At 41.2% G+C, this 13,436-nt stretch carries 12 protein-coding genes; 4 read left to right on the top strand and 8 right to left on the bottom strand.

Annotated features, from left to right (window positions below):
• A partial coding sequence (locus tag VB732_RS22565; protein WP_323233133.1) for a hypothetical protein occupies positions 1-184 on the top strand: 184 nt, incomplete at its 5' end.
• 64 nt (positions 185-248) lie between these two features.
• Here the strand turns inward: VB732_RS22565 and wecB are convergent.
• Complete coding sequence (gene wecB / locus VB732_RS22560) at positions 249-1,379, bottom strand: non-hydrolyzing UDP-N-acetylglucosamine 2-epimerase (RefSeq protein WP_323233132.1); 1,131 nt, start codon at positions 1,377-1,379, stop codon at positions 249-251.
• A gap of 248 nt (positions 1,380-1,627) precedes the next feature.
• Entirely contained in the window at positions 1,628-2,002 is a 375-nt protein-coding gene (locus tag VB732_RS22555) for a hypothetical protein (protein WP_323233131.1), read from the bottom strand.
• 741 nt (positions 2,003-2,743) lie between these two features.
• On the opposite strand from VB732_RS22555, the gene VB732_RS22550 reads away from it, so the two are divergent.
• Both VB732_RS22550 and VB732_RS22545 read left to right on the top strand, forming a co-directional pair.
• Positions 2,744-4,027, top strand: coding sequence for a type IV pilus twitching motility protein PilT (locus VB732_RS22550; RefSeq protein ID WP_323233130.1), 1,284 nt, complete (start codon positions 2,744-2,746; stop codon positions 4,025-4,027).
• A gap of 589 nt (positions 4,028-4,616) precedes the next feature.
• Complete coding sequence (locus VB732_RS22545) at positions 4,617-5,384, top strand: circadian clock KaiB family protein (protein WP_323233129.1); 768 nt, start codon at positions 4,617-4,619, stop codon at positions 5,382-5,384.
• A gap of 310 nt (positions 5,385-5,694) precedes the next feature.
• On the opposite strand, the gene VB732_RS22540 is transcribed toward VB732_RS22545, so the two are convergent.
• Entirely contained in the window at positions 5,695-6,585 is an 891-nt protein-coding gene (locus tag VB732_RS22540; protein WP_323233128.1) for a M23 family metallopeptidase, read from the bottom strand.
• A gap of 326 nt (positions 6,586-6,911) precedes the next feature.
• Positions 6,912-7,349, bottom strand: coding sequence for a DUF6918 family protein (locus VB732_RS22535; RefSeq protein WP_323233127.1), 438 nt, complete (start codon positions 7,347-7,349; stop codon positions 6,912-6,914).
• A 274-nt stretch (positions 7,350-7,623) separates the two neighbouring features.
• Here VB732_RS22535 and VB732_RS22530 point away from each other — a divergent pair, with 274 nt between their 5' ends.
• Complete coding sequence (locus VB732_RS22530; protein WP_323233126.1) at positions 7,624-7,845, top strand: hypothetical protein; 222 nt, start codon at positions 7,624-7,626, stop codon at positions 7,843-7,845.
• Positions 7,846-8,011: 166 nt separating this feature from the next.
• On the opposite strand, the gene VB732_RS22525 is transcribed toward VB732_RS22530, so the two are convergent.
• From VB732_RS22525 to VB732_RS22510, 4 genes are all read right to left on the bottom strand, one after another.
• On the bottom strand, positions 8,012-8,719 hold the full coding sequence (locus VB732_RS22525) for an actin-binding WH2 domain-containing protein (protein ID WP_323233125.1): 708 nt from the start codon (positions 8,717-8,719) through the stop codon (positions 8,012-8,014).
• A 42-nt stretch (positions 8,720-8,761) separates the two neighbouring features.
• Positions 8,762-9,466: an actin-binding WH2 domain-containing protein gene (locus VB732_RS22520; protein ID WP_323233124.1), complete on the bottom strand. Its 705-nt coding sequence runs from the start codon at positions 9,464-9,466 to the stop codon at positions 8,762-8,764.
• Positions 9,467-9,489: 23 nt separating this feature from the next.
• Entirely contained in the window at positions 9,490-11,037 is a 1,548-nt protein-coding gene (locus VB732_RS22515) for an FAD-dependent oxidoreductase (RefSeq protein ID WP_323233123.1), read from the bottom strand.
• 194 nt (positions 11,038-11,231) lie between these two features.
• Positions 11,232-13,298: a pentapeptide repeat-containing protein gene (locus tag VB732_RS22510; RefSeq protein ID WP_323233122.1), complete on the bottom strand. Its 2,067-nt coding sequence runs from the start codon at positions 13,296-13,298 to the stop codon at positions 11,232-11,234.
• Positions 13,299-13,436: the final 138 nt, after the last annotated feature.

Genomic DNA, 13,436 nt, shown 5'->3' with positions numbered 1-13,436 from the left:
GGGAGCAGGGGGCAGGGAGCAGGGAGCAGGGAGCAGGGAGCAGGGGGCAAAAGATAGGAATTATTCTCTGTTTCAAAAGTGTTTAGAGCAAGTAAATTTATTTCGTAACGTCTTTAAAGAGTTGTATACCAAAGGCTTTATGCAATCAGTGGCGGGTCTGAATCTCCAACTGATTGCATTCTGACTCCTGAATTCTTCTTCAAGCACCCTAAAAAATAGAAATTTTGCAAGAGGTTTAATCTCAGTTTCTAAGTTGATATTTCTGATGAAAGACCCAAGTAATTTTGGACAATCTGCAAAATGCGCTCTGCTGCATGACCATCTCCAAAGGGATTAATTGCATTTGCCATTGCTTCATAAGCATCTGAATCGCCCAGTAACTCAGCAGCAGCAGCAAAGATGTTCTCACTTGTAGTCCCTACAAGTTTGGCTGTACCGGCTGCAACGGCTTCTGGTCTTTCGGTGGTATCTCTTAAAACTAATACTGGTTTTCCTAAACTGGGGGCTTCTTCTTGCAACCCACCAGAGTCAGTAAGCAAAAGATGCGATCGCCCAATTGCTCCCACCAACTCACCATAATCTAGAGGTTCCGTCAAGAAAATTCGCGGATGATTCCCTAAAAGTTCTTGTAACGGAACTCGCACCGTCGGATTGCGGTGTAATGGTAAGAGCATTGCCGTATCAGGAAACTTGTCTAAGATTTGTAAAAAGCCTTGAGCGATCGCTTCGAGAGGTTCTCCCCAATTCTCCCGCCGATGAACCGTTGCTAACAGAACGCGATATGAATCCCAATCTAAGCCTGGTACATTACAGACACCTTGGGTTGCAGCTACATTCAACAGCGCATCAATAACCGTGTTACCCGTCATGTGAATTTCACCCAAAACACCAGAACGGTGCAAATTTTCCACAGCCCAAGGAGTCGGCGCAAAGTGCAACTGAGTAATTTGAGAAATCAACCGCCGATTAGCTTCTTCTGGGTAAGGATTGAAGATATCATCAGTTCTTAAACCTGCTTCTACATGACCAATAGGGATTTTTTGATAAAAAGCTGCCAAAGCTGCGGCAAAAGCCGTAGTAGTGTCTCCCTGCACCACTACTAAATCTGGCTTTTTCTCTTTAAATAATGCTTCTAATCCTTGTAAAGTGCGGCAGGTAATATCATTTAGAGATTGCTGAACCTGCATAATTTCCAAATTATAATCTGCCTTGATGTTGAACAGCTGCATAACTTGCTCAACCATCTCCCGATGCTGTCCCGTTAGAATTACTTGCGACTCAAAACTTGAAGACTTCTGGAAAACCTGAATCACTGGAGCGAGTTTAATCGCTTCGGGACGAGTACCCAAGATAATGCAAACCCGTTTTTGATTAGTCATTTGTCATTAGTCATCTGTGATTTGCCAATGGTAATAGTCAATGGTCTATGGCAAATAGTCAATAGTTGACAGTCAATTATCACACAAATCATAAATATAAAAAGGGTGAATTACATAAAAAGCATAAAAAAACCCGGCTTAATCGGGTAGATGCACTGTTTGTCGTATTTACCTGCAATCACTAAAAAGCATGAAAAAACCCGGCTTAACCGGGCAGACGCACTGTTTGTCGTATTTACCTGTAATGACTAAATTTTAATCTCACAAGTTAATGGGCAAGCAGCATAAACAGTAGCCTGCATTTGGTCTGCCTCTCCATGCAGCCAGCTTAACCATTTAATTTCATTAGGATGAACTCCCTTAGCAGTCAGCACACCCGCAGCCAATAAAACTGCCATGACATTAAACATGATTAAAGCGCCTGCTACAAGCAAAACAGCACTAACAGGCATCACAGATTGCAAAACAATCGACAACAGACATCCGACCGTAGCCATCAAGACAACTAATGGAAAACCCACCACTAACAAGCAAACTGCTAATGTAAAAGTCCATATTAAAAAGCTTTTAATCATCAACAAGGAGTATGTCTTTCCTAGATTAGAGCTTTGAGCAGAAACCATGACTTTTCCTCCCAAAAATACACAACAAATTTTGATTTTCAGTTTGATTTTCAGTTATATTTCGCTTTTTACGAATTAACTGATTCGTTTCTCAGTGAAATTCAGTATATAAAAACTAATGAGGAAAATGAGCATTTATTTACTAAACTTTACAGTCAGTTTTTTGTAATTGTGAATGTAAACTCAAGTTTCTATCTATTAAAAGAACTTGTTTTCTGCATCTATCGTCAGATATATAACCTAAAACCTATGAGCTTTTAACCTTGATCCCCAGATATTGCTCCTATTCAGCTTAACATTTCTTATAAAAAACAACAGCGTTTCTCATAATTTATAGATGTGCTGAATAAATGAATAGTCAATATTTGTGCTGTTAATTGCTGGCAATTCATGTCTAAGCCTGAGATAAAATTCTCATCTAAAGGCTGAGAATATTCATGTTTTTTCAAAAGTATTGTAAAGCACTAAGAGATCCCTGTGCTTTTGCTGAGGCGTTTTAAGCCATTAAGTATGTTAAACCAGTTTAGACAAGTTAAATAATTTTTCTAAATGTTCTGATTAGTGGAATCTTAGGAAAAAAAGATACCAGTTGAGGTAGATGAAATGGATTGACCGTGGTTCTATTTCAATCGTCTCCCATCACCATTAGGGCTTGCAACGCAAGCATTCTCCAAAAGTCATCAAAGTAATTGACTTTATTTTTCGCTAATTCAACTTTTTAACTGCCAAATGTGAAGATATATGACAGAATCACAGTCTCCATCAAATTCTAACTCTGTTACCGAACGTAACCTGCCCCCAGCGCCTCCAATGCCGCCACCTCCGCCAACCTTTAACACGCAGAGGCAGATGACACAAACATTGGATATGTCAATGGAAAGGAGTACTAACGCTCCCGTTGCAGGCCATCGTCCGGTTAGTCCACCGCCAATACCTAGTTCAGTTCCTCCTAAAAAAAGCAATGCGGGGCCCACTTTAGAGAAATTGATTAGGGAAGCTTACGATCAAGGATATTCTGACTTGCACTTGGGTGTAGGTGAAGTACCCCGTTTCCGCAGCCGAGGAGAAATTCAATCATGGGATTATCCAGAAGCAGATAAAGAAGCTTTTATGAATTGGTTGCGGGAGGTAATGAGTGAGGCGGAAATTCAGCGCTTTGAAGAACACTTAGAATTTGACGGAGCAACTCAATATGACTTTGCTCGCGTGCGGATTAATGTTTTTGGCACTCTTAAAGGGCCTGCGATGGTGTTGCGGTTGATTCCTCTGAAAATCTTAACTATGGAACAGTTGAGATTACCCCCAATTTTTCGGGATATTTGCCATCACCACAAAGGTTTAATTTTGGTGACTGGGCCCACTGGTTCTGGTAAGTCCACCACAATGGCGGCGATGGTTGACTACATCAATAAGGAGATGGCGAAGCATATCATCACCATTGAAGACCCGATCGAATTTATCCATCAAAGCCGCAAATCTTTAGTCAAACAACGGGAAGTGGGAATGCATACCCGGAAATTTGACAATGCTTTGAAAGCAGCTTTGCGGGAAGATCCAGATTTGATTCTGGTGGGTGAAATGCGCGATAAGGAAACAGTCAACACCGCCTTAAAAGCTGCTCAGACTGGTCACTTAGTTATGGGAACCCTACACACCAATAGCGCAGTTAAAACCATTGAGCGGATTCTTAACCTCTATTCTGGTGATGAGCAGGATGCAATGCGGGTGGCAATTTCTGAGTCTTTGGTGGCAGTAATTGCTCAAGGTTTGTGTCGTACAACTGACGGGAAGCGGGCAGCTTTCCACGATGTGCTGATCAATACTGAGGCGATTAAAGAATGGATCAAAGATGGTAAATATGATGAAATTGGCGAGTTGATGAAACAAGCCGGCTTTGACGGCATGATTACGATGAATCAGTCGTTGCTAAATCTTTATCAAGACGGTCGTATCACTGAAGAAACGGCTTTGGAAATGTCACCAACTCCTAACGAAATGGCCCAGTTTCTCCGAGGTCGAGTTTAAAATTTGGGAATTGGGAATTGGGAATTGGGAATTGGGAATTGGGCATGGATCAATAAATCAATAGTTCTTCCCCTGCTCCCTGCTCCCTTGCTTCTTCCCCACTCTCCACTCCCAAATATCTTTGTCATCCTGGTTGCGGTTATCAAAAATTTGGGTCGAAAACGCTGTCGTTCTACGACGGCTTTTGGTAAAATAATGGTTGTGGAAGGGTAATCAACCACTTAAAAAACCCGATTGCTGCCTAATACGCAGACGCTGTACCTTGACAAATGAATCTAGGAGGTTCTACTTCGTAGTTCTAGTATCACCTGGAAGTAGGTAAAAGATTTACAGGTACTAGATAACTGGCATTAAAGCCTCGACTACGCTCGGCTTTAACATCAAACAAATTTTGCAGTAATGCAACTAGGGTAGGGCATACCCAAAGTTAACGCTTGAAGAGAGAACCGCCTCTGAATTAGATAACGCAAGGAATCTAATTGAAGTGGACTCGTTGAATCAAGAATCCTCATGCTTTTAGGCTGAGGAGTGTCAAAGCTAAGGTAAAAGGTAAAAGAGAGAATTTTTTACTTTTAGCTTCTTAACCTCTGTGAATAATTTGACGACAAACAAACTATCTACACCCCAGTTGTTTAAGGGCATTGCCTTATTTACACCTGGAGGAGATTTAATTTACTGCATCGACCCTAGCAAGCAAGGTAGATGGCATTTGCATTTGTGTTCAGCTTTGCAAGAAATCTTAGATTTACCAGAGCCACCGCACTTTTTAGTGCCCTGTTATACTGCAACTATTGACCACTGGTTAGATCCACGCACTCAACAAGTGCGTACTTTTGCTGAAGCTTATCCGGCTGTCATTAGACATCAAGCTTTGCTTAATGCCATTTTTGGCACAGGGGAGTTAGTATGGCAAGCAGCGCCTTGGCAAGACGGATTGTGCGATCGCATGGTATTAACAACTTATCGTTCGTCATTCCCGCAGCTTTGGGAGGATCACGATTTAATTGTCCGCCTAGACCTTTCTGAACCTGTACCAAAATACCACCAACCAGTAATAGTACAAAAAAAGGAAGTAGTTACACAAGGCTATGTTCTGCGCTTGTTTGTAGCAGGACATAGCAGTACTACCGAACGGATTCTGCAAAATTTACACGAATTGTTGGAGCGATCGCTGGGACATCCTTATACTCTAAAAGTGATTGATGTTTTAAGTCATCCAGAACAAGCAGAACTCAACCAGGTTTCTGCAACTCCTACCCTTGTAAAGGTTTGGCCTCACCCAATTCGGCGAATCGTTGGAGAGTTGGATCATGTAGAAAAGATTTTACAAATGTTAGCTGCTAAGGAAAAAGCTTAAGTTTTAAAAATTAGGGCATGTTTTCAAAGTCTTAGCTCGTTTTGAGAAATGCCTTTTTCCTTAGATTTGCAATTAAAGGTTTTTCAATATAGTAGAACTGCGATCGCTTGCAGTGTATATTTTCCAGTGCAGATATTTGTAAAAAACTATTAATACCAATTCTGTATGAAGATGCGCTAAACCATATTTAAGTATAGGGAAGAAAAACGAACCGCAAAGGACGCAAAGGACACAAAGTAAAGAAAGAGAGAAAGAAAGAAGTTAAAAGGGTTTGGCGCAGCCTCACAAAGAAATGGTATAAGTAGGGACTTCATGGCGATTTTGTTAAACTAGAAAATCTGTCAGAGCGAATTAGATTGCCATTTCGCCAGACTTCAACTCTTTGGTCAGTTACTAAATAAGAAAAACTACCATTATCTGCTTGATATCTGCCTTTGCCAAGATTCAAAGCTGATATTTTTATAGGCTGACTTGGGTCTTGCTTTAGCTGCCCAATATAAAATAACTGACTATTTTCTTCACAGACTTGTACACGAATATTTGCAGCCTCACCCTCAATGAGAATAACTCCATTACACTTAGTATCATTAAGAGGCGCAAAACCTATTGGAATTGGCTGTGAAGGTGAAACTTGCTTTGCTACTGGGGGTGTGGAGACTACTTGTTGAACTTTAGAAGCAGGAGTAACACTTGCAGTTAAAGATGTTAACAGACGAAGAGGATCAACTGCTATTCGACCATTTGGATGAACTTCAAAGTGGAGATGAGGCGCTGTACTATTGCCCGTAGATCCCATCTGGGCAATAATTTGACCTTGAATGACCTGTTGATTCTTACTCACTAACAAACGGTGATTGTGACCATAAACAGTAGTGCTGCCATCAAGATGTTTAATAGTTATGGCATTGCCTAATCCCCAATTATCCCAACCTGCTTTTATAACTGTACCCGATGCAGCAGCAACAATCGGAGTTCCAGATGCGCCTGCAATATCAATTCCTTCATGTTGATATTGGCGGAAGCCTTGAGAAATAAACCCTTGAGTCGGCCAGATTAAGTTAGAAGCAGGGATAGAAGTTTGCCCAATTGGGGAATCGGTTGCTAACTGTGTTAGGGCAGACGTATCTGTACTTAATATGGCAGTTAAGGATATTAAGCCAATTAGTCCATAAGTGCGGTATCGATAAGTAATTTTTTTCATAAATTGCAAGCTTATTAAAACAATAATTCAGATAGTTTCTGATTATTTGCTGTTTCAAGCTTACTCGGTAAATATCAGGAAGGTTAGGAGATATACCATCTTTAAGATCCTTGCCAAACATTTTGCAATTACAGGTGTAATATTTGCCCCGTATGCCAACCATCGACACATCGAACGGCGGCATACGTTTATCAATTTCTAGAGAGCAAGGGTTTAATACCCCCAATGTCGCGTCAGTTTCTTTCTTACAAAAGTTCAGTGGTTTCAATTCAGGAGGGGTCGAATCCCATAAGTTATATATTGCACCTACCTCCTGCATTCTGCCCTTAAGCTTTGGTGTAATTATTGATTACTTTCGCTAAATCTGGCACTGCTTCTTCTACGTGTTTTTTGGCTGAACCGCGAAGTTTTTCATAAGTTCCTCGCACGATTTGGCGCTTGGCGTTCTTGACCCTAGCATCAGTGACACCCAGTAGCGCGTCTGCTGTACGAGAGCGATTTGCATTCAGGTGTCCAATCGGATCGCCTTTCTCTACGCCTTCACTCCAGATCGGATCAAGCGCCGTGAAGCACTGCGGTAGGATCTGCTCAACGACGTAGGGGATATACCCTGGCTTGATTCCCTTCAGAGCGGCGAAGGCAGTTTTCAAAGCAATACCGCTCATACCTGACTTGGATGCCAGCTGTGTTTCTATCATGTTGCAACATTCATCTATGACCATAGCCTTTTTGGTCGGGTTCGAAAGTCCTTCACTAAGTCCCATTTCACTTTTCCTTATCTAAGTACTTAATTTCTATTCGACTAACTTTTTTAGCAAGCAGGAAATTACAGAAAATGGTATCAGAGTTAGAGGATGTTATGAACATCACGTGTTCACTACTTAAAGCTTCACCCATAATGCAATACACTTGGGTTAACCCTTGATGATTCCCTAACCCTTCTTAAAAAGGCTACGGTGTACACACAAATTATCGAATCACTACCAGCCCTATAATTACCCCACCCTAAGCCTCCTGACACATTAGGGAGGGAAATAAATGTTCCGGTTTCCCCCTTTAAAAAGCTACGGTGTACACACAAGTCTTAAAATTCCCCCTACTAGTACTTGGTTTCGTCATCTAGCTTTAGGTTTGCGGCGATCGCTCTGGAAGCTTGTCCGCAGCGTGTCGCAGACAAGCGATCGCTTTAACTCACGGGATTATGTGATTACTTCGCTCCGTTATCACTGCGCTCGTAATGACAATTTAAGGGGTCTATAACGCCTGAAACCCTTTCAGATAGTACTTGTGTGTACACCGTAGCCTTAAAAAAGGGGAAGAATCAAAGTCTCCCTTAAAAAGGGAGATTTAGAGGGATCTAAAACTTTTGATACCGAGAACAGGACTTTTCAAACATCCTCTTAGGCAGGGGGACTTCCATAATCCGTTAACGCATACCTAAAATTTCCGAAATCGCCGCTACAATATCTAAATAAAAGTTGCCTTTTACTGCACGGAATAATTCAAATTTGGTGTCAGGCGCACCAAAAAACGGTCTGAGAAACCATCCTAACTGCATACCAACAAAGGCATAAAGTAATAACCAGGATCTTAAAATAGTGGTGCGGGTTTTTTTGCCGACTTCATCTTGTTGAGAAAGTAATTGCATTCCTTCATACAAGAATTTCACACCAAAGATACCTGTAATGCCAAAAATGAACACATTCAACAGTTTGAAAAATTGATAAGAATCTGGTGTAGTGATCAGAAAAAATAGGGTAACTGGTGCCAAGCTGAATAAAAGTACGCTAATCACTGACACAGAGGTGAGTAATACAACAAAATGTTGTTGAATACTGCTTCGAGAACCAAACAAGACATTAAAAAAGAACAAAGTCGGGAAACAAATAATCAGTGTTAATAAATAAAATGCTGGAAGTTTAATAGCGCCGGATAATGCCTGTGCCCAACTGTGGGATGCACCGATAATTCCTCCATAAAGGGCAAAAAAGATAGAACTAGATACAAACAAAGAACTGATTTTATTTTGTAATCTTATTTCCTGACGAATTTCTTCTAAGAAAGATTGGCGATCGCGCAGTAAATTAACCAAAACACCAAATTGTTGAATTCCGCGATTTTGCTTTTTCAGCATATTTTTTTAGTTTGTATATTTTGTGGAGTTACTAACGACTAATTAACGGAATCCAAATAGATAGCTAAGAGATTTAATGACGCTTAAATAGAAATTACCTTCTCTTTCGCGGAATAGTTGAAAGACAGAATCAGGTGTGCCAAAAAATGGTCTGAGAGTCCATCCTAACTGACTGCCTACAAAAGCGTAAAGAAATAACCAAAATTTTACGATTTTCCGGCGTGTCTTTGTACCTTCATCATCTTGTTCCAAAACTATATTTGTAGCCTGATATAAAGACGAAATTCCAACAAATCCAGTTAATGCAAAGATGAATACATTTAACAGAATTAAAAATTGGTAATTATTGGTGGTAATTAAGAAAAACAGAGTGATTGGTGCAAAGCTAAATAAAAGTACGCTCGTAATTGAAACAGCAGTCAATACTAATGCTAAATGCTGTGCAAAACTCCGCTTGGAACCAAAAATAATATTAGCAAAAAACAACGTCGGGATACAAATCAAAAGTGTGATTAAATAAAGGGCTGGGAGTTTAATGGCAGAAGACAAAGCTTGCATCCAGCTATGGTATGCACCAATGATTCCGCCATAAGCAGCGAGAAATAAGGAACTGCAAACCAACAGAGAAATGATTTTATTTGGTAATCTCGTCTCTTGGCGAATTTCCTCTAGGAAACCTGGGCGATCGCGCAGGAATCCAATCAGCACTGCAAAGTATTTGATTCCTGATGATTTCCGTTCCATCATGTTATCCTCACACAGCTAAAATTCTAAGTTTCATCTGAGTAATCACCGCCAGAACCATACTTCCAGGCATCAATCAAACGATGCCAATAATATTGTTGTTCATTTGGTTGATTCTTAATCCATGTTTCTAGCATTGGACTTAGCGAAAGCAAGGCAGTGTATACACCTAAATTACTGTAATGTAACATCCAATCTAACAAACTTGCCAAACCTACTTGCGGAATTATCTTGGCAACTAATACCGGATGATATAAACCAGTTTTTAACAGTGTTTGCGTGAGTGCTGAAAACTGCACTATATCCTGTAAAAATGGTTTTAGCACTGGTGTACCCAATTGTTGCATTTCCTGAAATACTGCCGAGAGTAATTGATTAATTTGATCTGGGGCAATTTTTTGATTTATACCAACACTCATCGCCTTTTGAAACAACCAAGTAACAGTCAGACTTGGCTGATAAGGTTGCAGCAGTGTTAAGGATTTTGCAGATAATTGTTCTGTTTCTAGCGCTTCGGAAATGCCATAAGTTAAACGCTTCAGGTGACGCACCATTGCCCCAAAACCACCAAAACTCAAGGGAGATTGACTACCGCTACTATCTCCCACTGGTAGAATGCGATTCCAAGGGGTTTTTAATGGACTTTGGCGATGGGTAGGAAAGAAACCAAACAACGCCCGTTGAAATTTCAGGTTGCTCAACTCCACTCCCTGATATTCTGGTAATAGACGCAGATATTCTTCAAATAGAGCTTCTAAACTTAAACGTTGGGGTTCTGCATCCATGTAGGTAAACAAGTAAGTTGTTCTGCCGTCCCTGGCCGGGAAAGCTTCCCAGAAGTACTGACATTGATTTTGTAAAGATGTAAATGATAACAACAAGTCGCCTGAGTTATTTTCCGCAAAACCTTGGGCGCAACTTCCCACAACTAAGCACAGGGCATCTGGTTTTTTGCCTTGGCGTGCTTGCTGGCTGATGGGTGAAAGATGTCCCATTGCGTCGATTAATAACCGAGTTTTGAATTGGTTATTTACTATCACCCCATCGGGATGAACTACCGCTTCAGTAAAGGGTGTGTTTTCTAACAACTTTCCACCTGCGGCGATAAATCGGGTTTTCAAAGTAGCTAGTAGATAAACTGGATCTACGCCGATATTCAAGACATCTTCTACCCAAACTTCTGCACCGCCAGCAAAACTAACTCGCGCTGGGTTATATTGAGTGGCGATCGCACTTTCTAATTCTTCCTCAGTCAGCAAGTTCAATTCCACAAACACGTCTAGTTCTTTGCGAGAGATATTCCACTCTTGTTCTCTCCCACGCAAAATTCCCCGTTCCATCAACGCCACCCGTAGTCCTTTTACCGCCAAGGCGCAACCAATTAAAATCCCTAATGTGCCACCGCAGATAAGCACATCGAAGTCTACAACGCCTAAAGGCTGTTGATTTTCTTTAACTAACGTTGGTACTGGTGCGGTGTTTTCGCGCAGAGATGTAAGGGTGCGATCGCCTTGACGCAATCCCTTTAAAACATCGCCGGGTAATTGGGAAAGAATTTCTTCAGTTAAAGACATTTTGGAAAAACTAAACTCTATATTCCAAAATTACCTGAGAATGAAGAAAATAGCCCTGGCGAATGGAATTCGCGGCTACACAAACAAAGTCCGCCTGCGCGGACTAAGGAAAAATTGAAGGTTTCAAACCCACGGAGGTGGGTTTTGTCTGTGTAGACGCGGTTTCTAACCGCCGATTTAACTGTTTTGATAATTTATCCCAAACCGAATAGTTTTGCGATCGCAGGCAATAATTTATTACCCGCTTCAACCAGTGATGCGATCGCAGGTAAGCCTGTAAAGATCCCTTTCAACATAGTGATTGCTGTCTTTGCAGTCTTCTGCTTAGTCGATTCTTGAGGATTTTTCCCCGCTTCTGCTAAAGCTTGCACCTGTTCTAGCGCTTCGGTTTTGTCTTCTTCTGGTAAATATGTGGATTGGATGATTGCATCTTGCAACTGCGACAATAATTCTTTGATTCCTGGTTTTTCGGCATCGGTTGCATCAGGTAACTGATTGAGGGCAATACTCACGTTACCGCTAATGGTTCCTAGATTAGCAATTGAATTATTGCCAGCGATACCGCTAACATTACTGCTACCTTCAATATTGATGCCACTGATATCAGACATATTTGTATCTCCTTGAGTATAAAATTTTGGCTGCTTGAGAGCAGTATCTACCATATTTTCTAAACTAATAATGCGTTTATCTTTTTCTACCAGCAATAATTGCTGACTCTGCGATAAAGTTTTGAGTTGATTATAGTCATCAAAATATTCTGCCCTCAGTTGAGATTTATCGCTACCTGCGGCGTTTTTGGCTCTGATCAAGAGTTTATCATCGCCGCGTTTCTCCATTGCCACGATTTCTAGCTCGGCTTCGGGGTGGTTTTGTGTGAGGTTTTTAAAGGCGATTGCAACAGCACGGGGGTCAACGCCTTGATTATGGTAAAGGTCGAGGGTGTCAAAAATTGGCTTAATAAAGTCGGCAAAGTCGCCGTCTGCAAATACCTCTTGTTTATTATCAGGTTTGCGGAGAGGATCGGGGTCTTCTTTTGTGGGTAAGCGCATGAAGACATATTCACACCTCACTCCATGTAATTTAGTTGTATTTGTAATGCCCCAATCTTCAATGAAGGCTCCAGTGAGAGTTGCACCTGTTAAATCTGTGCCGTCTAGTTGGGTTTGCTTCAGCTTTGCTCTTGACAAATCGGCATCTTGTAAATTGGCTTCACTGAGATCAGCGCCAATAAAACTAGCATCTGCGAGTTTAGCTTCTTTTAAGTTGATACCTCGCAGGTCTTCACGGTAAAAATTCTTATCCTGTCCCTGTCCTGTAACTAGCAGTTGACGTACTTGTGAGTTTTGCAGATAAGTTGAACCAGGACGAACGCGATCAAGCATTTTGGCTTGATGCCAACAGGTATTAGTAAGTATAGTGTTTCGGAAATCTGTACTTTTAAGCGTCGCAGCAGTGAAATCAGCATTAGTCAAGTTAGCGCCACAAAAATTTGTACCTTCTATTGCAGCAAAGCGAACAGCGATATTGCGAATCAAAGCGTATTTTTCGTCTCCTTTTATTGCTCGCCAACCGATGTAAATGCTAAATAAGGCTACGGCAAAGGCTAAAGCTAAGGCTCCACTTATGATTACGATTACTGCTATGATTTTGCCAGAAGTAGGTTTGGCAAAGGATACAGCCACTGCTGAGGACAAGGTTACAATTATGGCTATTGCTCCGGTTGCGGCTACAGTTTCGGTAAAAGCAGCTACGGCTCCAGCGAAGGCTACGGCTACGATTACAACTACTGCTACACTTAAGCCTCCAACTGCCGCTCCAGTAAAAGCAGCTACGGTTCCGCCTTTGATAGAGGCAGCCACGCCTACAGCTCCGGTAAAAGCGAAAGCGAAGGCTTCTAAACCAGATCCTACTCCTTGAAAAATCGTACTTAAAAAGAAGGCAATCAATAGGATTAAAGTAGTGCAGCTTGCAATCTGCTTTTCTAAACTGGAGGCTTTAAATATTAATGGCACAAAATAATCAATTAAATATAAGAAAAATCCTGACAGTAATAAAAACAGCAACGAGAAAAGGGCTATGTAAGTTATTTTCCAAGTTTGTTGCAGTCCAGCTTTGGCATGACTGAAGTTTGCCCCTGTCAGGTTGGTGTTGGTGAAGTTTGCCCCTCGGATGTCGGCATAACTGAAATTTCTACCCGTAAGGTCTTGTCCTTTGAAGTTGCGTCCTCGGAGATTTTCACCGGAGTTATGTAAAGCCATGTTTCAATTTACGGAGGTGAGCAAATTTTACTACGCACTCACCCTTGTAAATTCAGGAATGGTTAGATATGAGTATCAAAGACTCGCTCACGAGTATTAAAGGCTTGTTCACGAGTATCAAAGACTCATTCACGAGTA

The sequence above is a fragment of the Nostoc sp. UHCC 0252 genome, from assembly GCF_034931145.1.
Taxonomy (GTDB): Bacteria; Cyanobacteriota; Cyanobacteriia; order Cyanobacteriales; family Nostocaceae; genus Nostoc.
Note: the sequence above shows the minus strand (reverse complement) of the source record. Positions and strands in the feature narration are given on the sequence as shown.

Coding starts and splice junctions, on each gene's coding strand:
- wecB (WP_323233132.1), bottom strand. CDS start 1,379: ATGACTAATCAAAAACGGGTTTGCATTATCTTGGGTACTCGTCCCGAA.
- VB732_RS22555 (WP_323233131.1), bottom strand. CDS start 2,002: ATGGTTTCTGCTCAAAGCTCTAATCTAGGAAAGACATACTCCTTGTTG.
- VB732_RS22550 (WP_323233130.1), top strand. CDS start 2,744: ATGACAGAATCACAGTCTCCATCAAATTCTAACTCTGTTACCGAACGT.
- VB732_RS22540 (WP_323233128.1), bottom strand. CDS start 6,585: ATGAAAAAAATTACTTATCGATACCGCACTTATGGACTAATTGGCTTA.
- VB732_RS22535 (WP_323233127.1), bottom strand. CDS start 7,349: ATGGGACTTAGTGAAGGACTTTCGAACCCGACCAAAAAGGCTATGGTC.
- VB732_RS22530 (WP_323233126.1), top strand. CDS start 7,624: ATGTTCCGGTTTCCCCCTTTAAAAAGCTACGGTGTACACACAAGTCTT.
- VB732_RS22525 (WP_323233125.1), bottom strand. CDS start 8,719: ATGCTGAAAAAGCAAAATCGCGGAATTCAACAATTTGGTGTTTTGGTT.
- VB732_RS22520 (WP_323233124.1), bottom strand. CDS start 9,466: ATGATGGAACGGAAATCATCAGGAATCAAATACTTTGCAGTGCTGATT.
- VB732_RS22515 (WP_323233123.1), bottom strand. CDS start 11,037: ATGTCTTTAACTGAAGAAATTCTTTCCCAATTACCCGGCGATGTTTTA.
- VB732_RS22510 (WP_323233122.1), bottom strand. CDS start 13,298: ATGGCTTTACATAACTCCGGTGAAAATCTCCGAGGACGCAACTTCAAA.